Source organism: Actinomycetospora sp. NBC_00405, from assembly GCF_036044095.1.
Classification (GTDB): Bacteria; Actinomycetota; Actinomycetes; order Mycobacteriales; family Pseudonocardiaceae; genus Actinomycetospora; species Actinomycetospora callitridis.
Map to the genome: position 1 here is coordinate 2,016,437 of NZ_CP107938.1, position 20,871 is coordinate 2,037,307.

Below are 20,871 nucleotides of genomic sequence, written 5' to 3' on the forward strand. Positions count from 1 at the left end.
TGTCTCGGCGGGACGTGCCGACAAGAGGTCCCCGAGCCACGCGGCACGCGGGTCGACGTCGACGACGGGCCGATGAGCCAGGCCAGCGAGCGGAGGCCGACGACGAGGATGACGGCCGCGGCGCCGCCGACGAGCACCACGAACAGCCTCGGCAGCGCGGGCCCCGTCGGGACCTGGACGGTCACCCGGCCACGCTAGTGCTCGGCGGGTCGTTGTCGGGGGTGCGGGGCACCATGGAGCCGTGACCGTCCTCGATCGCTTCTCCCCCGCCACCCGCGACTGGTTCACCGGCGCGTTCGAGGGAGCCACCGCCGCGCAGGAGGGCGCCTGGGACGCGGTCGCCGACGGGCAGCACGCGCTGGTCGTGGCGCCCACCGGCTCGGGCAAGACGCTCGCGGCGTTCCTCTGGGCGCTCGACCGCCTGGCCACCACGCCGCCGCCCGAGGAGGCCACGCGCCGCTGCCGGGTCCTCTACGTCTCGCCGATGAAGGCGCTCACCGTCGACGTCCAGCGCAACCTGCGCTCGCCGCTGGCCGGGCTGCGCCAGGCCGCGCACCGCCTCGGGATGACCGAGCCCGACGTCACGGTCGGTTCGCGCACCGGCGACACCCCCGCCGACGAGCGGCGCAGCTTCAACCGCACGCCGCCGGACATCCTCGTCACCACGCCCGAGTCGCTGTTCCTGCTGCTCACGTCGGCGGCGCGCGAGTCGCTGCGCGGGGTCGACACGGTGATCGTCGACGAGGTGCACGCCGTGCTCGCCTCCAAGCGCGGGGCGCACCTCGCGCTCAGCCTCGAGCGCCTCGACGCCCTGCTCGACGCCCCGGCCCAGCGCATCGGGCTCTCGGCCACCGTCCGCCCGGTCGACGAGGTCGCGTCCTTCCTCGGCGGCGGGCGCCCGGTGCGGATCGTCAACCCCGAGACGGCCAAGACCGTGCAGGTCCGCGTCGAGGTGCCGGTCGAGGACATGGCGGCCCTCGACGGGGGAGACAACGCCTCGGGCCCCGGCGTCGAGGAGGAGGTCGAGGGCTCGGCCGCCGGCGCGGCGCAGAAGGCGTCGATCTGGCCCGCGGTGCAGGAGCGCGTGCTCGACCTCGTCGGCGAGCACCGCTCGACCATCGTGTTCGCCAACTCCCGCCGGCTCGCCGAGCGGCTCACCGCGCGGATCAACGAGCTCGCCACCGAGCGGGCGCACGCCGCGGAGGACGAGCGGCCGCCCGTGGAGCTCGACACCGATGACGAGGCGGACGAGGTCGCGCCGGTCGTCGGCACCGCGTTCCCCGCCGAGGCGGTCGGGCAGTCGGGGACGGCCGAGCCCGCCGAGGTGATCGTCGCCCGCGCCCACCACGGCTCGATGAGCCGCACCCAGCGCACCCTGGTCGAGGAGGCGCTGAAGTCCGGCCACCTCCCCTGCGTCGTGGCCACGTCGAGCCTCGAGCTGGGCATCGACATGGGCGCGGTGGATCTCGTGATCCAGGTCGAGGCGCCGCCGTCGGTGGCCAGCGGGCTGCAGCGGGTCGGCCGCGCGGGCCACCAGGTCGGCGCCGTGAGCGAGGGCGTGGTGTTCCCGAAGTACCGGGGCGACCTCGTCTCGTGCGCCGTGGTGGCCGAGCGCATGGCCGGCGGCCAGATCGAGGCGATGCGCTACCCGCGCAACCCGCTCGACGTCCTCGCCCAGCACGTCGTGGCGATGACGGCGATGGAGCCGTGGTCGGTCGACGACCTCACGTCGCTGGTCCGGCGGGCCGCGCCCTTCGCCGGGCTGCCCGACTCCGCGCTGCAGGCCGTGCTCGACATGCTGGCCGGGCGCTACCCCAGCGACGACTTCGGCGAGCTGCGCCCGCGCATCACCTGGGACCGCGTCACCGACCAGCTGGCCGGGCGCCCCGGCGCGCAGCGCCTCGCGGTCACCAGTGGCGGCACGATCCCCGACCGCGGGCTGTACACGGTGGTCACGCCCGGCTCGGGCGAGGGCGGCACCGGCGGGTCCCGGGTGGGCGAGCTGGACGAGGAGATGGTCTACGAGTCCCGGGTGGGCGACACCTTCCTGCTCGGGTCCACCAGCTGGCGCGTCCTCGACATCACGCGCGACCGCGTCGTCGCCGAGCCCGCGCCCGGGGTGCCGGCGCGGATGCCGTTCTGGAAGGGCGACGCCCCCGGTCGCCCGCTCGAGCTGGGCCGCGCGCTCGGGGCGTTCGTGCGCGAGGTCGCCGCGGCCGACGACGAGGCCGCCCACGCCCGCACCGGGGCCGCCGGGCTGGACGCCAACGCCTCGACCAACCTCCTGACCTACCTGCGCGAGCAGAAGGAGTCCACGCGCCACGTCCCCAGCGACCGCACCATCGTCGTGGAGCGCTTCCGCGACGAGCTGGGCGACTGGCGACTCGTGGTGCACTCCCCCTTCGGCGCGCAGGTCAACGCGCCGTGGGCGCTGGCGATCGCGGCGCGGTTCCGCGAGACGCGGGGCCTGGAGGTGTCCGCGGCGAGCGCGGACGACGGCATCGTCCTGCGGCTGCCCGAGGCCCTCGACGACGCCGGCGAGGAGATCATGCCCACCGCCGAGGACGTGCTGCTCGACCCGGACGAGGTCGAGCAGGTGGTCACGGCCGAGGTCAGCAACTCCGCGCTGTTCGCCGCGCGCTTCCGTGAGTGCGCGGCCCGCTCGCTGCTGCTGCCCCGGCGCGACCCGACCCGCCGCACCCCGCTGTGGCAGCAGCGCCAGAAGGCCGCCCAGCTGCTGAGCGTCGCGAGCCGGTTCGAGCAGTTCCCGGTGGTGCTCGAGACGATGCGCGAGGTCCTGCAGGACGTCTACGACGTCCCGGGGCTCGCCGAGCTCATGCGCGACGTGCGCTCGCGCGCGGTGCAGGTGGTCGACGTGGCCACCACCAGCGCGTCGCCCTTCGCGCGCACGCTGATGTTCGGCTACGTCGGGATGTTCCTCTACGAGCTGGACGCCCCGCTGGCCGAGCGCCGCGCGGCCGCCCTCTCGCTCGACTCCACGCTGCTCGCCGAGCTCCTGGGCTCGGAGGCCATCCGCGAGCTGCTCGACGGCGACGTCCTCGCCGAGATCGAGGGGCAGCTGCAGCGCACCGACCCGGAACGCCACGTCCGCGACGCCGAGGGCACCGCCGACCTGCTGCGCTTCGTCGGCGACCTCACCACCGCCGAGGCGGCGGCCCGCGGTGTGCAGGAGCAGTGGCTCACCGAGCTGGAGTCCGCGCGCCGGGTGATCCGGGTGCGGGTCGCCGGCGAGGAGCGCTGGATCGCGATCGAGGACGCGGGCCGGTTCCGCGACGCCCTCGGCGCCGGCCTGCCGGTCGGCGTGCCCGAGGCGTTCACCGAGCCGGTGGCCGATCCGCTGGGCGACCTCATCGCCCGCTTCGCCCGCACCCGCGGGCCGTTCCCGGTGGCCGCCGCGGCCCACCGCTTCGCGCTCGGCACCGCCGTCGTCGGCGGGGTGGTCGACCGCCTGGTCTCGTCCGGCCGGCTCATGCGCGGCGAGCTGCGTCCCGAGGGCGCGCCGCCGCTGCCCGGCGTGCCGGCCGACCTGCCCGCCACGGGGCCGGACGTGTGCGACGCCGAGGTGCTGCGCCGGCTGCGGCGCGGCTCGCTGGCCCGGCTGCGCGCCGAGGTCGAGCCCGTCGAGCCCGCGGCGCTGGGTCGCTTCCTGCCGTCGTGGCACGGCATCGGGCCCAAGCGGATGCGCCGCTCCCCCGGTCCCGACGACGTCCTGGGCGTCGTCGAGCAGCTCGCCGGCGCGCCGATCCCGGCCAGCGCGCTCGAGAGCCTCGTGCTCCCGGCCCGGCTGCCCGGCTACTCCCCCGCGCTGCTCGACGAGCTCACCAGCGCCGGGGAGGTCACGTGGACCGGGTGCGGCTCGCTGGCCGGCGGCGACGGGTGGCTGGCGGTGGCACCCACCGACCTCGCGGACCTGCTGCTGCCCGACCCCGAGGACGAGCACGTCGACACCCCCCTGCACCGCGCGCTGCACGAGACGCTCGACGCGGGCGGGGCGCTGTTCTTCCGCCAGCTCACCGAGCGCACGCAGGCGCTGCTGCGCGAGGGCGGCGAGGCCGAGACGGCCCTGCCCGACGACGCGACGCTCGTCGCCGCGCTGTGGGACCTCGTGTGGGCCGGTCTCGCCACCAACGACACGCTCGCGCCGGTCCGGGCGCTGGTGTCCGGCGGCGGGTCGCGCGGCAGCGGGGGCTCGCGGGGCGGGGCGCACAAGCAGCGCCGCTCGCCGTCGCGGGGCCGCTACGCCCGGCTCGGGCGCGCGCCCATGCCCTCGCGCACCGGCCCGCCGACGGCCCAGGGCCGCTGGTCGGGCGTGCCCGTCCGCGAGGCGGAGCCGACCCGGCGGGCCCAGGCACGCACCGAGGCGTTCCTCGAGCGCCACGGCGTGCTCACCCGCGGCGCGCTCGACACCGAGCGCGTCACCGGCGGGTTCGCCGGCATCTACCCGGTGCTGCGGGCGATGGAGGAGTCGGGCCGGGCGCGGCGCGGCTACGTCATCGAGGGCCTCGGCGCGGCGCAGTTCGCGGTACCCGGCGCGATCGACCGGCTGCGGGCCGAGTCGCGCCTCGAGGACGACGGCAGCGCGCCGACCGCCCTCGTCCTCGCCGCCACCGACCCCGCCCAGCCGTGGGGCGCGGCGCTGGAGTGGCCGCCGACGACCGGGGACAACTCCCACCGTCCGGGGCGCAAGGCGGGCGCCCTCGTCGTGCTCGCGAACGGGGAGCCGGCGATCTACGTCGAGCGGGGCGGCAAGTCGCTGCTGAGCTTCACCGGCGAGCGCGACGCCCTCGCCGCCGCCGCGTCCGCGCTGGCCACGGCCGTGCACGAGGGCTGGCTCGGCGGCATCGCCGTCGAGAAGGCCGACGGCTCGGGGGCCCTCGACGGGGTTCTGGCCGAGGTGCTCACCGACGCCGGCTTCCGGCACAGCCCGAAGGGCCTGCGCCTGCGGGCCTAGGGTGGGCGCCGACACCGAGCAGGCGAACAGCAGGGAGCGGTATGGCGCTGGCGTGCCCCACGTGCGAACAGTCCGCGGCCGAGTACCTCGGGATGGCCGACGACGGGCGCAACATGATGCGGTGCACCAGCTGCGGGCACGAGTGGGTGCTCGGCGCCAAGCCGGTCTCCCCGCGGGCGATCAGCCAGACGACGCGGTCGCGCAGCACCACGACCCGCACCACCCCCCGCTCGACCACCCCCGGCGCGAGCACGCCCCGGGCCCGGACGTCGGTCCCGGGCAGCTCGCGGCCGTCCCGCGGCGCCCGCCCGGTCGAGGGTGCCGACATGGCCCGTCGCCGCTTCCCGACCGTCGACGACGTGGCGCCCGGCGCCCTGGTGCGCCTGGAGAGCCTGCGCAAGGAGTTCCTGGCCGACTTCCCGCGTCCCGACCCCGAGGCAGGGCTCTACCGCGACGTCTACAGGCAGGCGTTCGAGGCCGACGCCCTGCCGTACACCACGCCGGTCGCGCTCAAGGACTTCGCCAACAGCAAGGTCGTGGCGAAGCCCGGGAACATGAGCCGCTTCAACGACGAGTGGAAGTCCCTCGGAAACCAGCAGGCGGCCGAGGCGTTCCGCGGGGTGATCGAGTACCTGCTCCGCGGCGAGGAGCCGGCGGCCCGGGAGGACCGGCTGACGACGCTGATCACCTCGGACGAGCCGCCGGCCATGCCCGGCTTCCGCGAGTCGATGCTGACCCGGGTGCTCTGCATCGCCGAGCCCGAGCGGTTCCTGCCGATCCTCGTCTACTCGAGCCCGGCCGGGGGCAAGCGCGAGATCGCCCGCAGGGTGTTCGGCATCGAGCTCCCGGCCCCCGCGACGACGGGGCAGACGATCGGGCGGCTCGTGCACTGGAGCAACGACCTGCTCGTCGAGCTCGTCGGCCACCGCTTCGTCGACCTCGACCACGCCCGCCAGTTCCTCTGGTGGGTCAAGGACCACCCGGACCTGGGCTGACCTCGTTCCCCGGGGCCAGCTTCGAGCGACGGCGGCCGTAGACGAGGTAGATCACGAGCCCGACCACGAACCAGACCGCGAAGCGCAGCCACGTCTGCGGGTCGAGGAACGTGATCAGCCAGAGCGAGAAGATCACGCCGATGATCGGCACCACCGGCATCCCGGGGCAGCGGAACGAGCGCGGCAGGTCGGGGCGCCGGTAGCGCAGCACGACCACGGCGATGCAGACGACGACGAAGGCCAGCAGGATGCCGATGTTGGTCAGCTCGGCGGCCTCGCCGATGGGCAGGAACCCGGCGATGACGGCGGACGCGACACCGAGCACCCAGGTGATGCGGTTCGGCACGCGGTGCTTCTCGCTGGTCTTGGAGAACCACGGCGGCAAGAGCCCGTCGCGGCTCATCGCGTAGCCCACGCGCGTCGCGCCCATGAGGAACGTGAACAGCACGGTGAGGATGCCGAGGATCGCGCCGACGGCGACGATGAGCCCCACCAAGGGGAGCCCGACGTCGGCGAACGCCTGCGAGAACGCCGCCTCGCCGTCGATGCGGGTGTAGTCGACCATGCCGGTGAGCACGAGGCAGGCGAGCACGTAGAGCACCATCGAGATCGCCAGCGAGTAGAGGATCGCCTTCGGCATGTGCTTCTGGGAGTCCTGCGACTCCTCCGCGGCGGTGCTCATCGCGTCGTAGCCGAAGACCGCGAAGAACACCGTCGCGGCCCCGGTGAAGATGCCCGCCAGCCCGAACGGCGCGAACGGGCTGTAGTTGCCGGCGTCGATGTGGAAGGCGCCGACGACCACGACGAGCAGCACGACGCCGACCTTGAGGTAGACCAGCGCGGTCTCGGCGCGGGCGGCGTTGCGCATCCCGCGGTTGAGCACGAACGCGATGAGCAGGCAGAGCAGCATCGCGAACAGGTCGACCTTGTGCGTCCCCGGCGCCAGGCCGTCGGACTCGGTGCCCGGCGCCCCGAGCATCCACTCGGGTAGCGAGAGGCCCAGGAAGCCGAGCAGGTCGTTGAAGTAGCCGGAGATCCCGATGGCGACCACGGCGACGATCGCGGTGTACTCGAGCAGGAGATCCCAGCCGATCAGCCAGCCGACGAGCTCGCCGAGCACCACGTAGCCGTAGGTGTACGCCGACCCCGCCCGCGGGATGAGCCCGGCGAACTCGGCGTACGAGAACGCCGCGGCCGCACTCGCCACGCCGGCGACCAGGAACGACAGGAGCACCGCGGGCCCGGCCGTCTCGTTGGCCACCTGCCCGGCCAGCGAGAAGATGCCGGCGCCGATGATCCCGCCGACGCCGATCGCCGTGAGCTGGCGCAGGGTGAGCGTCCTGCTCAGGCCCGTCCCGCCCGCGTCGGGACCCGTCTCGATCTCCTCGACGGGCTTGCGACGGAACAGGGCCGCGATCCCCCCGCGGGGCGACGTGGTCGTCATCCGCCCATGGTGCGGTCTCGATCCCTCCGAGACCACACAGGGACTTCACGTCGCAGGCGTCCGTCCCCGGACGCCGGGTCACGTCAGGACGAGGTGCCGACCCAGCCGAGCCGGGTCGAGAGCTCCTCGGCCGCCGCCCGGAGGTCCGGGACGATCGCGCGGGCACGACGGCGCGGCAGGCGGTAGGCCGGGCCGGCGGCGCTCAGTGCGGCGACGACGACGTCGCCCGCACCCCACACGGGCACGGCCACGGCGTGCAGGCCCACCTCGAGCTCCTCGAAGGACCGCGCGTTCCCCTCGTCGACCACCCGGGTGAGCTCGGCGCGCAGCGCGGCCGCCTCGGTGATCGTCGACTCGGTGTAGCGGGGGAGGCGCCGGCGCAGGAACGCACGGCGGTCGGCGTCGCTCATGTACGCGAGCAGGACCTTGCCCGCCGAGGTCGCGTGCAGCGGCGTGCGTCGCCCGACCCAGTTGCGGGTGGTCACCGACGACGTCCCGAACTCCTGGGCGACGTTGATGGCGGCCTCGCCGTCGTGCACCGCGAGGTTGACGGTCTCCCCCACCACCTCGGCGAGCTGCTGGCAGGTCGGCTGGCCGAGACGGGCGAGGTCCATGCTGCCGGTGGCCGCCGCCGCGAGGCGGACGACGCCGAAGCCCAGGGCGATCCGGCCCCGGTCGCCCTTCTGCTCGAGCAGCCCGCGACGCGCCAGGGCGGCCACGAGCCGCGAGGCCGTGGACTTGTGCACCCCGAGCTCCTCGGCCAGCTCGGTGATGCCGATCTCGCCACGGGCCGCCACGACCTCGAGCACGGTGACCGCGCGATCGACCGAACGGACGAGCGCGGGCTCCTTGCCGTCGCCGTCGCCGTCGGTGCGTGCCATCGACCGCCATCCTCTCCGACCGGACGGTAGCGACCGGGCGGCGGGGTGCGGCGCGAGAGCGGGGCCACCGCGGGTTGCGGGATGCGCAACCTTAGCGTGTCGTCAGCGTGTCTGCCGCTGCTCCCGCGACGGGACGCCGTTCGGCCCGCCGAGGTCGATCGCGTAGGTGCCCAGCGAGACCGCGAGCGCGTCGAGCATCCGGTCGAGGGCGACGCGGTCGACGTTGGCGACGGTGTCGCAGGCCTGGTGGTAGCACCGGTCGAACGGGACACCGGCCTGGCCGCCCCACAGCGCGGCGTCCTCCGGGGTCTTGACCTCCTCGGCCCCCGTGAACAGCCCGCCCGACGGGATGCCCGCCTCCACGAAGGGCCCGTAGTCCGAGCGGCCGTCGAAGTCGGTGCCGCGCGGCTGCACACCGGTGGCGGTGAGCGCCGCGGCGAGGGTCCGTTCGATGCCGTCGGACCCGGTCGGGCCGGGCGGTGCGCCCACGCGGTCGGAGTCGTCGCCGTCGTAGATCAGGTAGGCGGGGTTCGGCGAGGCGAGCATGTCCGAGTTGAGCAGCACCGCGATGTCGCGGCGCGCCTCGGGCGTCAGCCCCTGCACGTAGGCCGTCGACCCGAGCAGCCCGTTCTCCTCGGCGCCCCACCACGCGAAGCGCACGGCGTTGGTCACCGGCGGGGCACCGCCCATCCGCATCGCCAGCTCGAGCTGGGCGGCCGACCCGGAGCCGTTGTCGTTGATCCCCGGTCCCTGCGGGACGGAGTCGAGGTGGGCGCCGCTCATGACCACCTCGTCGGGACGCCCGGTGGTGGTCTGCGCGATCACGTTGCGGGTGGTCACCGTCGCCGTGCGCGTGGCCAGGGTGAGGCCGATCGGGGTGCCGCCGCGGGCGACGAGCCCGTCGAAGTCGGCCTGCAGGAGCCCGCCGGTGGGCAGGCGGCCCTCGGCGACGGAGCCGAGCGTGCCGCCGAGGGGGCCCGGTGCGTTGTTGCCGACGAGCACGGCCGCCGCCCCGACGTCCGCCGCGACCTGCTGCTTCTGCGTGAACGTGCACGAGCCGCGGCGCACGAGCACCACCGCGCCACGGGCGGGCAGGTTCGCGTAGTCGGTCGCCTCGCAGCCCGGCGTCGGGTCGGCCGGCGCGTCCGGGGCCACCACGAGCGGCGCGGTGACGCCGCCGGGCGGGGTCGCCGGTGAATAGGTCAGCGCGGTGACCGCCGGACCGGGCGCCCCACCCACGGTGAGGGTCTCGCCGTCCACGGCGAAGGTGTCGAACGGGAAGCTCGGCGTCTCCACCCGGAAGCCCGCCCGGCGCAGCTCACCCGCGACGTACTCGACGCTCGCGTCGTAGCCCGGCGACCCGGCCGCGCGGTTGCCGGCGTTCGCGTCCGCGATCCGCTGCAGCTCCTCCAGCCGCGCGAACGCCGCGTCGCCGGTGCTCTGCTCGGCGAGCCGGCGCGGCAGCCCGGGGTCACCGGTGGGCGCGGCCGCCGGGCTGGGCTCTTGCTGGCTGGGCTCGGGCGGGGTCGTCGTCCCCGCGCCCCCGCTCCCCCCGTTGCCGCAGGCCCCGAGCGCGAGGGCGGCCACGATGACCAGCGCCGCGGCGCTCCGTCGAGACGCGATCATGCTCACGGACCGTAGCGGATCGGTGCGGACGCGGTGACGGCAACCGCCCGGACCGGACGCGGGGCGCGACTAGAGACACGTGTCCCGAGGAATGCCCGCCGTCTACAGTTGGTTGGCACAGCCAATTACCCCTCACATCCTCCGGGAGGATGCGTGCCGAACACCGGCGCTCCGGAGTCGGTGGACTCGGCATCGGGCAGCGGCGCACCCCGCCCGGCGCTCGTGGTCACGGTCCTGTCGTCGGTCGGGCTCGTCGCCTCGTTGTGCATGACGCTGGTCGTGCCGCTGGTGCCGCAGCTCCCCCAGCTGCTCTCGACGACGTCCGCCACCGCGTCCTGGGTGATCACCGCGACGCTGCTCGCGGGTGCGGTGGCCACGCCGATCGCCGGCCGGCTCGGCGACATGATCGGCAAGCGCCGCGTCCTGCTCGCCACGCTCGGGCTGCTCGTCGTCGGCTCGGTGCTGTGCGCGGTGACCTCGGACCTCGTGCCCGTCCTCGTCGGCCGTGCCCTGCAGGGCGTCGCGGTGAGCGCGGTGCCGCTGGGCATCAGCCTCATGCGCGACACGCTCCCGCCCGAGCGCCTCGGGTCCGGGATCGCGCTGATGAGCGCGACGCTGGGCATCGGCGGCGGCCTGGGCCTGCCGCTGGCCGCCGTGATCGTCGAGATCGCCGACTGGCACGCCCTGTTCTGGGTGGCGGGCGCCCTGGGGCTCGCGGGCCTCGCGCTCGTCGCCGTGATCATTCCCGAGTCGACCACCCGCTCCGGCGGGCGCTTCGACACCGGCGGCGCCGTCGGCCTCTCGATCGGCCTCATCGGGCTGCTGCTCGCCGTCTCCAAGGGCGCCGAATGGGGCTGGACCAGCGCCGCGACCCTGGGCTCGGCAGGCGTCGCCGTCGTCGCCCTCGTCGGGTGGGCGCTCTACGAGCTGCGCGTCCGCGACCCGCTGGTGGACCTGCGCCTCAACGTCCAGCGCGCGGTGCTGCTGCCGAACCTGATCTCGATCCCGGTCGGCGTCGCGATGTTCACCGGCATGGTCGTCTTCCCGCAGCTGCTCTCCGCGCCGCTCGCCTCCGGCCACGGTCTCGGTCTGAGCCTGCTCGTCGCCGGGCTCACCCTGGCCCCGAACGGCATCGTCATGATGGCGATGTCGCCGGTCACCGCCCGCATCTCGAGGATCTGGGGCCCGCGGACGTCGCTGCAGATCGGCCTGGTGATCATCGCCGCGGCCTACGGCGCCGGCACCCTGCTGCTCTCGGCGGCCTGGCAGGTCTCGCTGGTCATCGCCGTGATCGGCGCCGGTGTCGCGCTGGCCTACGGAGCGCTCCCCGCGCTGATCATGCGGGCGGTGCCGACCACCCGCACCGCCGCCGCCAACGGCCTCAACACCCTCATGCGCTCGATCGGCACGTCGACGGCCTCGGCCGTCGCGGCGGTCGTGCTCTCGGCGTCGACCGTGCCGATCGAGGGCACGCTCGTGCCCTCGCTGGGGGCGCTGCGCACCACGCTGATCATCGCCGCGGGCTGCGCCGTCCTCGCCCTGCTCGTCAGCCTCGCCGTGCCCTCCCTGCCCGACCCGGCCCGGCGCGTGGAGTCGTTCGGGGACGACGCGCCCGACGGCTCGGTGGCGGACGAGGCCGCCGCACCGGCGCTGGTCCGCGGCCGGGTCCTGCACGACCACGGCGCCCCGGCGACCGGGGCCCGCGTGACGCTCGTGGGTCACGACGGCCGGCAGCTCGCGGTCATCCCCGTCGATCCTGACGGCGGGTTCGCCGCGGACCCCGGTGCGGAGCGCCCCGTCCTGCTCATCGCGGGCCTCGCCGGTGCCCGGCCCGCGGCCGTCCACGTCGTCCCGGGCCAGGACACCCTCGACCGCCCGCTCGTGCTGGCGACGCCCAAGGCGCTGATCAGGGAGAGCTGAGTCCGGAGTTTGTGCCGCGCCCCACGCGTGGCACCCCTCCCCGCCAGGACCGACGACGTGTCCGGGAGGACTCCATGTCCAGCGACGACACCCCGGTGGTGGCGGTCCGCCAGGCCACCGCCGCGCTGCGAGCAGGCACCGTCACGCGTGCCCTCGACAGCGACGACCTCGGGCTGCTGGGCGCGGAGGCCCGCGGCCTGGTCGAGCAGCTGGTCGACGTGCTGCAGAGCGTCGACCGGACGACCATCGATCCACGCGACCCGCACACCCGCGACCTGAACTTGCTGCGCGAGCGGCTCGCCGGCGCGCTCCGCCCCGTCGACGTGGCCGACGACCCGCGCGACCGCGTCGAGGACCAGCAGGTCAGCGTCGGTCGGCCCGACGACTGACCTGGTGGGACGATGGCGACGTGCCCGAGGGTGACACCGTCTTCCTCGCCGGCAAGCGCCTGCACGACGCGCTGGCCGGCGCGACACTGACGCGCGGGGAGCTGCGGCACCCGCGTCTCGTGCAGCTCGACCTCGCCGGGCGCACCGTGCTCGAGGTGGTCAGCGTCGGGAAGCACCTGTTCACCCGCTTCGACGACGCCACCAGCCTCCACAGCCACTTCCGCATGGACGGCACGTGGCACCTCTACCGGCCGGGCCGTCCCTGGCGCGGCGGCGCCGACCACCAGATCCGGGCGATCCTCGAGGTGCCCGAGCGCGTCGCCGTCGGCTACCGGCTGCACGACCTCGATCTGCTGCCCACCGCGCACGAGGACACCTGGGTCGGCCACCTCGGGCCCGACCTGCTCGGCGACGACTGGGGGCCCGACGCGGCCGCCGAGATCGAACGCCGCCTGCGCGCCGACCCGGCCCGCGAGCTCGGCGCCGCCCTGCTCGACCAGCGGGTGGCCTGCGGGGTCGGCAACCTCTACAAGGCCGAGATCTGCTTCCTGGTCGGCGTCTCCCCGTGGACTCCGGTGGGCGACCTGTCCGACCGCCAGGTCCACGACGCCGTCGCCTGGGCCCGCAAGCTGCTCGAACGCAACGCCTGGCGTCCCGAACAGTCGACGACCGGCGACCTCGGCGGGAACGCCCAGCACTGGGTGTTCGAGCGCGGTGGGCGCGGGTGCCGCCGGTGCCGCGACGTCGTCCGGACCGCGGGGCAGGCAGAAACACAGCACGCCGATAGGGGGTCTCCGGACCGCGAGGACCGCATCGCCTACTTCTGCCCCACCTGCCAGCCCGGCCCGCACCCCCCGCTCGAGCGCCGGCGGGGCCGCCGGCCCCAGCAGCAGTCGAGCCGCCAGGCCCGCTACTAGCGAGCGAGCAGCACCCGGTCAGGCCGCCGCCGACCCCGTCCCGCCACCACGGAGAGCTTCGGAAACCGAAGCATCCTCACGACGTCGACCTCAGGGGTGCATCCGCGCGCCCTTGACGATCTTGTCGACGGCGTTGCGGGGTCCGTGAACGGCGATGCCGACGAGGTCGAGGTCGTCTCGACCGACCTTGGCCACGGCGGCGCGGTTGTCGGCGTCGTTGCCCGTCGCGAAGAGGTCGGCGGTGAAGACCGCGATGCGCAGCCCGCGGCCGAGGGCGCGCCCGTGGGCGGCGCGCACCACGGCGGCGTCGCCGGCGAAGACCATCACCGGCTGGCCGAGCATCGGCAGGTAGGCGGTGCCGTCGGCGTCGGCGTAGGGCTCGCCGATCAGCTCGGGGGTCGCCGCGGTGATCCCGCTGACGAGGAACGCGGTGACGTTGAGGGCCTGCCAGCCGGCGAGGTCGTCCCGCAGGACGACGGCGACCTTGGTGTCGAATGCGCTGCTCACCGGGTCAGCGTCACCGGGGCGCACCGCGCCGGTCTTGTACGTTCCTGGCATGGCTGGCCCGGCCGAGCACGTCCGCGCCTGGCGTCCGGCGGTCCCGGGGGTCACCGAGGTGTTCCACGCCCGGTTCACCGAGCACGCCTACCCGTCGCACACCCACGACGCGTGGACCCTGCTGATCGTCGACGACGGCGCCGTGCGCTACGACCTCGACCGCCACGAGCACGGCGCGCTGCCGACGTCGGTGACGCTGCTGCCGCCCCACGTCGCCCACGACGGGCGCTCGGCCGTGCCCGGCGGGTTCCGCAAACGGGTCGTCTACCTCGACGACACCACCCTGGACGGCCCCTCGCTCACGGGGCGCGCCGTGGACCGGCCGGCGTTCGACGACCCGGTGCTGCGCCGGCGCATCGACCAGCTGCACCGCGCGCTCGCCCGCCCCGGTGAGGAGCTGGCGGCGCAGAGCCGGCTCGCGTTCATCACCGAGCGGCTCGCGGCCCACCTCGGTGACGAGCGCGCCGCGGCACCCCGCGACCCGGGCCTCGCCCACCGCCTGCGGGATCTCCTCGACGCCCGGTTCCCCGAGGCCCTCGGCCTCGACGAGGCCGCGCGGCTGCTCCACGCCCACCCGACGCACCTCGTGCGGGCGTTCGGCGCCGAGTTCGGGCTGCCGCCGCACCGCTACCTCACGGGACGACGGGTGGACCTCGCGCGGCGCCTCGTGCTCGGCGGGATGTCGCCGGCCGAGGTGGCGACGGCCGCGGGGTTCCACGACCAGCCGCACCTGACCCGGCACTTCCGCCGCGTCACCGGCACCACGCCGGGCCGCTTCACAGCGGCCCGGCGCGGATGACCTCCGGGACCGGAGCTCAGTACTGGCGCGGGGCCTGCGTGTTCTGCGTGGGCTGCTGGGCCGGCGCAGGCTGGGCCTGCGTCGGCTGCGCCGGCTGGACCTGCGGCTGGGCCGCCTGCCCGGCCGGGATCTGCGCGCCGCCGCCCATCGAGGCGCGGATCTGGTCGAGGCGGCTCTTGCCCGCGAAGTCGCGGGTGGACTCCTCCACCTCGAGCATCCGGCCCTGCACGCTGTTCTGCGCCAGCTCGGCCTGACCGAGCGCGGTGGAGTACCGCCGCTCGATCTTGTCGCGCACCTCGTCGAGCGAGGGCGTGTTGCCCGGCGCCGCGACCTCGCTCATCGAGCGCAGCGACGCGGAGACCTGCTCCTGCATCTTGGCCTGCTCGAGCTGGCTCAGGAGCTTGGTGCGCTCGGCGATCTTCTGCTGCAGCATGTTGGCGTTGCGCTCGACAGCCTGCTTGGCCTGCTGCGCCGCGCCGATCGACTGGTCGTGCAGCGTCTTGAGGTCCTCGACGTTCTGCTCCGCGGTGACCAGCTGCGAGGCGAACTGCTCGGCGCTCTGCTCGTAGCGGCGCGCCGACTCCTCGTCGCCCTTGGAGCGCGCGTCGTCGGACATCACCAGCGCCTGCCGCGCCGAGGCCTGCAGCTTCTCGATGTCGGCCAGCTGACGGTTCAGCTTCATCTCCAGCTGGCGCTGGTTGCCGATCACCGACGCGGCCTGTTGCGACAGCGTCTGGTGCTGACGCTGTGCGTCCTCGATGGCCTGCTGGATCTGGACCTTCGGGTCCGCGTTCTCGTCGATCTTCGAGGAGAACGCGGCCAGGAAGTACCGCCAGGCCTTGACGAAGGGGTTGGCCATCTGCTCCCGCCCAACTCGTGACGTCGATACGGCTCAGGCCGCGACAGCCGCGCCTGGTCTCACGACCATCGTCTCACCTCCTCGCGGAGGCTTCCACCGACCCGCCCATCGGCGACGATCACGCGGGTCGGACGCTCACACCGATCACACGGCTCAGGCCGCGACGCGCACCACGGGCGACCGCGGACCGCTGGTCGCACCGCCCGCCAGACCGACCAGACGCACCGTCGTCGCCCCCTCCACCGGCGCGACGACGTCCTCGTCGGCGTCACGCTGCGGCAGGCCCTCGGGCTCGGGCAGCGCCACCGTGCGCGGCGCGGCGGGCTCCTCGGGCTCCGGCGGGGCCGGGAGGGTGGCGGACATGCCGGCCGACATGCCGGGCGAGGCGTCATCCCCGGAGCTCGCGGGTTCGAAGGCCTCCTCGACCGCGGAGCGCAGCGCGGCGTCCACACCGGGCCCGTCCCCGAAGCCCCGTCGAGCACCGGCACCGGCGCCGACCCCGGCCGGGACCGGGCGCGGCGCGGGACGCAGGACGTCGGCCACCTCGTCGAGCAGCTCGGGCAGCGGCAGCGAGAGCGCCTCGCAGATCGCGGCGAGCAGCTCGCTCGACGGCTCCTTGCGACCGCGCTCGATCTCGGAGAGGTAGCCCAGGCTCACGCGCGCCTCCTTCGAGACGTCACGCAACGTGCGGCGACGCTCGGTCCGGGCGCGGCGGATGCTCCCGCCGATGGCCTCCCGCAACAGCAGCGACATGCCACACCTCCCACCACCGGCCGCGCGGGGTTCCCCTGCGGCACCTCGGAGGGAGGGCCGTCGACGACCGTGTCCGTCCACCGTACCGACGCGCAACGATCAGGGTGCGCGTCGCGAGCCCCGCCGCGTTCGCCGAGGGCGAACGCGGTCGGACCACCCCCCGAACCGCCCCTCGGAGCCTCGGACCGCGGAGTCAGACCGCCGCGGTGCGGGCCTTCGCCCGCGACCGCAGGCGCAGCGCGCGGATGAGGTAGTCGAAGCCGGTGACCACCGTGACCACCACGGCGGCGACCATCAGCACCGCGACCGCGGGCTCGAGCACCGCGGGCAACGGCATGATCGCGAGGCCCAGCGCGAGCGTCTGCACCACCGTTTTGATCTTCCCGCCGCGGCTCGCCGGGATCACGCCGTGGCGCAGCACCCAGAACCGCAGGAGCGTCACGCCCAGCTCGCGGACCGCGATGGTGATCGTCACCCACCACGCGAGCTCCCCCAGCATCGACAGCCCCACCAGGGCGGCACCGGTGAGGGCCTTGTCGGCGATCGGGTCGGCGATCTTGCCGAAGTCGGTGACGAGCCCCCAGCGGCGGGCGAACTCACCGTCGAACGTGTCGGTCAGCGACGCGAAGGCGAACACGGCGAACGCCGCCCACCGCCACGCAGGGCTCTGGCCGTGGTCGACGAACAGCACGACGAGGAAGACCGGCACGAGGAGCAGGCGCACCACGGTGAGCCCGTTCGCGATGTTGACCAAGGGCACCGGGGCGACCACGCCCGTCGGGGTGGTCGGTCCGCCCGGGCCGGCGTCGGTCACCACGCTCCGGCACCGACCGGCGCACCGGTGGCGGGGTCGGACGCGAGCTCGGTGCCGGCACTGTCGGAACCGTCGGTCACGACGGCCAGCGCCTCGACCACGAGATCGATCCCCTCGGCGTCGGTCACCGGCCCCCGGACCACGACGCCCGGGGCGAGCCCGTCGAGCAGCTCGGGATCGCCCTCCAGACGGCACTCGCCGTCGACGTCCGGGCCCTGGTGCGGGGCGCGGCCCACCCAGCAGTCGTCGTCGGCGTCGTACCGCTCGACCAGCACCTCCACGGTGGTGCCGACCCGACGCGCGGCCCGGTCCTCCGCGACGTGCTCGGCGAGCTGGGTGATCCGCTCGACGCGGGCCGCGATCTCCGTCGGGTCGACCTTGTCGGGCAGGCCGAGCGCCTCGGTGCCGTCCTCGTCGGAGTAGCCGAACACCCCGACCGCGTCGAGCTCGGCCTCGGCGAGGAACGCCTCGAGCTCGGCGAGGTCCTCCTCGGTCTCGCCCGGGAAGCCGACGATCACGTTCGACCGGATGCCCGCCTCGGGGTCCAGCGCGCGGATCTCGCGGCAGAGTGCGAGGAACGTCTCGCGCGACCCGAAGCGCCGCATCCGGCGCAGCACCGCGGCGCTGGCGTGCTGGAACGAGAGGTCGAAGTAGGGCGCCACCCGGGGCGTGCGGGCGATGGCGGCGAGCAGCGGCGGGCGGACCTCGGCCGGCTGCAGGTACGACACGCGCACGCGCCGCAGCCCGGGCACGGTGGCCAGCTCGCCGAGCAGGCGCTCGAGCGCGCCGCCGGCGGCTCCGCGGGCGTCGATGTCCTTGCCGTAGGACGTGGAGTTCTCGCTGACCAGCAGGACCTCGGCGACACCGTGGTCGGCCAGCCAGGCGGCCTCGGCGACGACGTCGCGGGGGTCGCGGGAGACGAAGGCGCCGCGGAACGACGGGATCGCGCAGAAGCTGCAGCGCCGGTCGCACCCCGAGGCGAGCTTGAGCGGGGCCACGGGGGCGTCGTCGAGGCGCTGCCGCGGCACCGTCGGCACCCACTCGTGGCCGGGGATGCTCTGGTCGCGCACCGCCTCGGGCCGCTTCACCGGGCTGATCGGGAGCAGCGTGCGGCGGTCGCTGGGCGTGTGGGAGGCGAGGGGCCGCCCGGCGAGGACGTCGTCGAGCCGGGAGGGCAGGTCGCCGTAGTGGTCGAACCCGAGCACCGCGGCCGCCTCGGGCAGCGCCTCGGCGAGCTCGGCGCCGTAGCGCTCCGCCATGCAGCCGACCGCGACGACCCGGGCGTTGCCCCCGCCCGCCGCCAGGACGGCGTCGACGGAGTCCTTCTTCGCCTGCTCGACGAAGGTGCAGGTGTTGACGACGACGACGTCCGCGTCCCCGTCCGTCCCCCCGGAACCGTCCGCCGAGGCGCTGACGTCCCACCCCTCCGCGGCCAGCCGGCCCGCCAGCTCCTCGGAGTCGACGTCGTTGCGGGCGCACCCCAGGGTCACGAGCGAGACCCGTGGGGGACGCTCATCGGTACCGGGGGAGCTCTCGACCACCTGCCCAGCCTATCGGCCCGGGGGCTGGCCTACCCTCCGCCGGTGTGAGCGTCCGGTGACCCCCTCGCCCGAGACGGCCGCGCCGGTCCTGCTGAGGCGGGCCCGCACGGCCGACGTCCGCGGCATCAAGGCCCTGGTCGACTCGTTCGCCGACGACAACATCCTGCTGCGCAAACCCCTGGTCACCCTGTACGAGACGGTCCAGGAGTTCCGGGTCGCGGTGCGCGGGCGGGAGGTCGTCGGGTGCGGGGCGCTGCACGTGCTCTGGGAGGACCTCGCCGAGATCCGCACCATCGCCGTCGACCCGCGCATGCAGGGCGCGGGCATCGGCCACGCGCTCGTGGAGGAGCTGGTGGCGCAGGCGCGGGCCCTCGGCCTGCGCAGCCTGTTCGTGCTCACCTTCGAGCTCCCCTTCTTCCAGCAGCACGGCTTCCGCGAGATCGAGGGCTCGCCGGTGGCCCCCGAGGTCTACGCCGAGATGCTGCACTCGGCCGACGAGGGCGTGGCCGAGTTCCTCGACCTCGCCTACGTCAAGCCGAACACCCTGGGCAACAGCCGGATGCTGCTCGACCTCTAGATCCTCGACCTCGAGAACCTCGACCTCTGGAACAGAGCCGCGGTCGGGCCGAGGACCAGGGCGTCGTCGACGCCGTGGGCCACGGGATCCCCACGGCGATCACCGTGCCAGCACACGATCCCAGCCCGCGCGCTGCTCGGCGCCGTAGTGGTGCCCCGACCCGGCCGGTGCGCTGACGGCCCCGAGGAGGTCGACGGAGGTCTGCGCGAAGGAGACGACCGGCAGCCAGGGCCGGGCGACGGGCCGCTCCGGCGGCGTCACCAGGAGCCACGGCGACCAGACGGCGGCGGGATCGGTCGGGTGCGCGAGCGTGACCGCGCCCGGAGAAGACGGCGTGTCGGCCGGTGGCCCGACCCAGAACGCCCCGTCGGCCCGCTCGGGATGGCGCGCCCACGCCTGCGCCCCGGCGAGGGCGCCGAGGCTCTGGCCGTAGAGCACGACGCGGGTGCCCGCCGGCCGGTGCCGGGCGACGGCCGCGAGCAGGGCGTCGGTGGTGGCGACGGCGTCCTCACGAGCGGTCAGGTACGACAGCCAGCTCGGGGCGTCGTCGTAGGCGACGGCCACCGAGGCGACGTCGCCGTCCGTGGCGTCGGCGAGGGTGTCGAGGGCGGCCGCGTCGACCCAGCCCGAGCCGGTCGGGACCACGACCACCAGCGTCCGCCGCGCCAGGCCGCCCTCCGCGGCGAGCCGGCGGACCGCCGTCTCCGCCCGGTCGCCGGCTGCGCCCGGCCCGAGGGCGAGGTCCACGTGCACCGGCGTCGTCCCGAGCACGGGTGCCACGGCGGACGCCGGCGACGCCGCCGCCTGCGGGGTGTGCGCGAGCGGGACGAGGGCCACGGCGACCAGGAGGACCGCGGGCACGACCGCCACCCGCGAGACGCCGCCCCGGGCGACGAGCAGCACGACCGTCCCGAGCACCACCGCGGGCGCCCAGCCGACCGGGTCGAGGCCCAGGTCCACGCTCTGGACGTCCTGGAGCCCGAGCGTGACGGCCACCCAGGCCGCGGTCACGACGACACCGACGGGACCCAGCGGTGCGCGCCCCCGACCGAGCCACGTGCCCAGCGACCACAGCACCCCCGACTCCACGAGCTGCACGAGCACCCCGCGCGGCAGCAGCGGCGGGTAGGTCGAGACCGCCAGGAGGAGCGCGCCGATCACGTCGTGTCCCGCGCGAACGGGCCGTGCTCGACGACGGGGACGCTCCAGCCCTGGCGCCAGGAGTTCACGCGGACGGCGACGTCGGCGAGGCCCGCCAGGAGGTGGCAGCGGACGGGCTCGACTGCGCTGGTGTCGCACGCGCGGCCGAGGTCACGGGCGAGCTGCGCGTCCAGCGACTCGCGGGCCCACGGCCCGAGCGCCCCGCCCTCGGCGGCGGCGTGGCGCAGCAGGTCGTACCCGAGGTCGTGGGCCCGGCAGGCGTCGTCGAACGCCGGCGGCAGCGCGACCGGCGAGGAGCACGCCCCGCCCGGGTCGACGAGCATCCCGCCGGTCACGGCGGGCGGGCGGTCCGCCGCCGCGAGGAACGACGCCGGCAACCGGGCGGCGGCGCGGTCGGGGCCCGTGAGGTCGGCGACCGCGCGGGCGGACCCGGTGTCCTCGGGGCCGCGCTGCGTCATCGTGGCGCGCCCGGTGCCGGTGGACAGCAGGAGCACCCCGAGCGCGACGAGGACGGCGAGCACGACGGCGATCCCCGACGGCCGGACGCGGACCCCATCGGTGCTGGTCATGGCCCGGAACGATCATCGCCGGGGGCCTCGCCGGGCGTCGTGCCACGGAGCCGTCCTGGCGGGGCCACCCCGGGTCCGTGACGGGTCGCGGGTCAT

16 protein-coding genes and 1 pseudogene are annotated in these 20,871 nt (G+C 75.0%); 7 read left to right on the forward strand and 10 right to left on the reverse strand.

The window, feature by feature from the left end; genetic code table 11:
- The first annotated feature begins 241 nt into the window (after positions 1-241).
- Together OG774_RS09970 and OG774_RS09975 are read left to right on the forward strand one after the other, a co-directional pair.
- The gene (locus OG774_RS09970; protein WP_328309010.1) at positions 242-4,972 is read left to right on the forward strand and encodes an ATP-dependent helicase; all 4,731 of its coding nucleotides are present in this window, start codon (positions 242-244) and stop codon (positions 4,970-4,972) included.
- Positions 4,973-5,013: 41 nt separating this feature from the next.
- Positions 5,014-5,967, forward strand: a complete 954-nt coding sequence (locus tag OG774_RS09975; protein WP_328309012.1) for a hypothetical protein — start codon at positions 5,014-5,016, stop codon at positions 5,965-5,967.
- Here the strand turns inward: OG774_RS09975 and OG774_RS09980 are convergent.
- The 3 genes from OG774_RS09980 to OG774_RS09990 all read right to left on the reverse strand — a co-directional run bounded on the left by OG774_RS09980 (position 5,942) and on the right by OG774_RS09990 (position 9,918).
- A complete protein-coding gene (locus tag OG774_RS09980; RefSeq protein ID WP_328309014.1) occupies positions 5,942-7,411 on the reverse strand; it encodes an amino acid permease in 1,470 nt (489 codons plus the stop codon). The two genes, OG774_RS09975 and OG774_RS09980, sit on opposite strands and share 26 nt — an antisense overlap.
- Positions 7,412-7,494: 83 nt before the next feature.
- Entirely contained in the window at positions 7,495-8,292 is a 798-nt protein-coding gene (locus tag OG774_RS09985; RefSeq protein WP_328309016.1) for an IclR family transcriptional regulator, read from the reverse strand.
- A 102-nt stretch (positions 8,293-8,394) separates the two neighbouring features.
- Positions 8,395-9,918, reverse strand: coding sequence for a M28 family metallopeptidase (locus OG774_RS09990; protein ID WP_328309018.1), 1,524 nt, complete (start codon positions 9,916-9,918; stop codon positions 8,395-8,397).
- Between the two features lie 153 nt (positions 9,919-10,071).
- Between OG774_RS09990 and OG774_RS09995 the strand changes: the two genes are divergently transcribed.
- The 3 genes from OG774_RS09995 (at position 10,072) to OG774_RS10005 (ending at position 13,144) form a co-directional block, all read left to right on the forward strand.
- Entirely contained in the window at positions 10,072-11,838 is a 1,767-nt protein-coding gene (locus OG774_RS09995; protein WP_328309020.1) for an MFS transporter, read from the forward strand.
- A 74-nt stretch (positions 11,839-11,912) separates the two neighbouring features.
- Positions 11,913-12,227, forward strand: a complete 315-nt coding sequence (locus tag OG774_RS10000; protein ID WP_328309022.1) for a hypothetical protein — start codon at positions 11,913-11,915, stop codon at positions 12,225-12,227.
- Positions 12,228-12,247: 20 nt separating this feature from the next.
- Positions 12,248-13,144: a DNA-formamidopyrimidine glycosylase family protein gene (locus OG774_RS10005; protein ID WP_328309024.1), complete on the forward strand. Its 897-nt coding sequence runs from the start codon at positions 12,248-12,250 to the stop codon at positions 13,142-13,144.
- 90 nt (positions 13,145-13,234) lie between these two features.
- Here OG774_RS10005 and OG774_RS10010 read toward each other — a convergent pair whose 3' ends face one another.
- Complete coding sequence (locus OG774_RS10010; protein WP_328309026.1) at positions 13,235-13,702, reverse strand: DUF2000 domain-containing protein; 468 nt, start codon at positions 13,700-13,702, stop codon at positions 13,235-13,237.
- Here OG774_RS10010 and OG774_RS10015 point away from each other — a divergent pair.
- Entirely contained in the window at positions 13,701-14,501 is an 801-nt protein-coding gene (locus OG774_RS10015; protein WP_328309028.1) for a helix-turn-helix transcriptional regulator, read from the forward strand. The two genes, OG774_RS10010 and OG774_RS10015, sit on opposite strands and share 2 nt — an antisense overlap.
- 16 nt (positions 14,502-14,517) lie before the next feature.
- Here OG774_RS10015 and OG774_RS10020 read toward each other — a convergent pair whose 3' ends face one another.
- The 4 genes and pseudogenes from OG774_RS10020 to rimO all read right to left on the reverse strand — a co-directional run bounded on the left by OG774_RS10020 (position 14,518) and on the right by rimO (position 18,468).
- Positions 14,518-15,360 (reverse strand): PspA/IM30 family protein, encoded by an 843-nt coding sequence (locus OG774_RS10020; RefSeq protein ID WP_274193513.1) that lies wholly within the window; start codon positions 15,358-15,360, stop codon positions 14,518-14,520.
- A gap of 537 nt (positions 15,361-15,897) precedes the next feature.
- Positions 15,898-16,113: pseudogene (locus tag OG774_RS10025) on the reverse strand (helix-turn-helix domain-containing protein); the annotation flags it as partial.
- Positions 16,114-16,306: 193 nt separating this feature from the next.
- Positions 16,307-16,930, reverse strand: coding sequence for a CDP-diacylglycerol--glycerol-3-phosphate 3-phosphatidyltransferase (pgsA, locus tag OG774_RS10030; RefSeq protein WP_328309031.1), 624 nt, complete (start codon positions 16,928-16,930; stop codon positions 16,307-16,309).
- Positions 16,924-18,468 (reverse strand): 30S ribosomal protein S12 methylthiotransferase RimO, encoded by a 1,545-nt coding sequence (gene rimO / locus OG774_RS10035; protein ID WP_328309033.1) that lies wholly within the window; start codon positions 18,466-18,468, stop codon positions 16,924-16,926. Before rimO ends, pgsA begins: the two co-directional genes overlap by 7 nt.
- A 55-nt stretch (positions 18,469-18,523) precedes the next feature.
- Between rimO and OG774_RS10040 the strand changes: the two genes are divergently transcribed.
- On the forward strand, positions 18,524-19,045 hold the full coding sequence (locus tag OG774_RS10040) for an amino-acid N-acetyltransferase (RefSeq protein ID WP_328309035.1): 522 nt from the start codon (positions 18,524-18,526) through the stop codon (positions 19,043-19,045).
- Positions 19,046-19,144: 99 nt separating this feature from the next.
- Here the strand turns inward: OG774_RS10040 and OG774_RS10045 are convergent, their stop codons facing one another.
- Both OG774_RS10045 and OG774_RS10050 read right to left on the reverse strand, forming a co-directional pair.
- Entirely contained in the window at positions 19,145-20,206 is a 1,062-nt protein-coding gene (locus tag OG774_RS10045; RefSeq protein WP_328309037.1) for an alpha/beta-hydrolase family protein, read from the reverse strand.
- Positions 20,203-20,775 (reverse strand): hypothetical protein, encoded by a 573-nt coding sequence (locus OG774_RS10050; protein ID WP_328309039.1) that lies wholly within the window; start codon positions 20,773-20,775, stop codon positions 20,203-20,205. Before OG774_RS10050 ends, OG774_RS10045 begins: the two co-directional genes overlap by 4 nt.
- Positions 20,776-20,871 lie beyond the last annotated feature (96 nt).

What these genes read in the sequence shown, in the direction of transcription:
- OG774_RS10020 (WP_274193513.1), bottom strand. Translation starts at nt 15,360, where the DNA reads ATGGCCAACCCCTTCGTCAAGGCCTGGCGGTACTTCCTGGCCGCGTTC.
- OG774_RS10010 (WP_328309026.1), bottom strand. Translation starts at nt 13,702, where the DNA reads ATGCCAGGAACGTACAAGACCGGCGCGGTGCGCCCCGGTGACGCTGAC.
- OG774_RS10050 (WP_328309039.1), bottom strand. Translation starts at nt 20,775, where the DNA reads ATGACCAGCACCGATGGGGTCCGCGTCCGGCCGTCGGGGATCGCCGTC.
- OG774_RS10015 (WP_328309028.1), top strand. Translation starts at nt 13,701, where the DNA reads ATGGCTGGCCCGGCCGAGCACGTCCGCGCCTGGCGTCCGGCGGTCCCG.
- OG774_RS09990 (WP_328309018.1), bottom strand. Translation starts at nt 9,918, where the DNA reads ATGATCGCGTCTCGACGGAGCGCCGCGGCGCTGGTCATCGTGGCCGCC.
- OG774_RS09980 (WP_328309014.1), bottom strand. Translation starts at nt 7,411, where the DNA reads ATGACGACCACGTCGCCCCGCGGGGGGATCGCGGCCCTGTTCCGTCGC.
- OG774_RS09985 (WP_328309016.1), bottom strand. Translation starts at nt 8,292, where the DNA reads ATGGCACGCACCGACGGCGACGGCGACGGCAAGGAGCCCGCGCTCGTC.
- OG774_RS09975 (WP_328309012.1), top strand. Translation starts at nt 5,014, where the DNA reads ATGGCGCTGGCGTGCCCCACGTGCGAACAGTCCGCGGCCGAGTACCTC.
- OG774_RS10000 (WP_328309022.1), top strand. Translation starts at nt 11,913, where the DNA reads ATGTCCAGCGACGACACCCCGGTGGTGGCGGTCCGCCAGGCCACCGCC.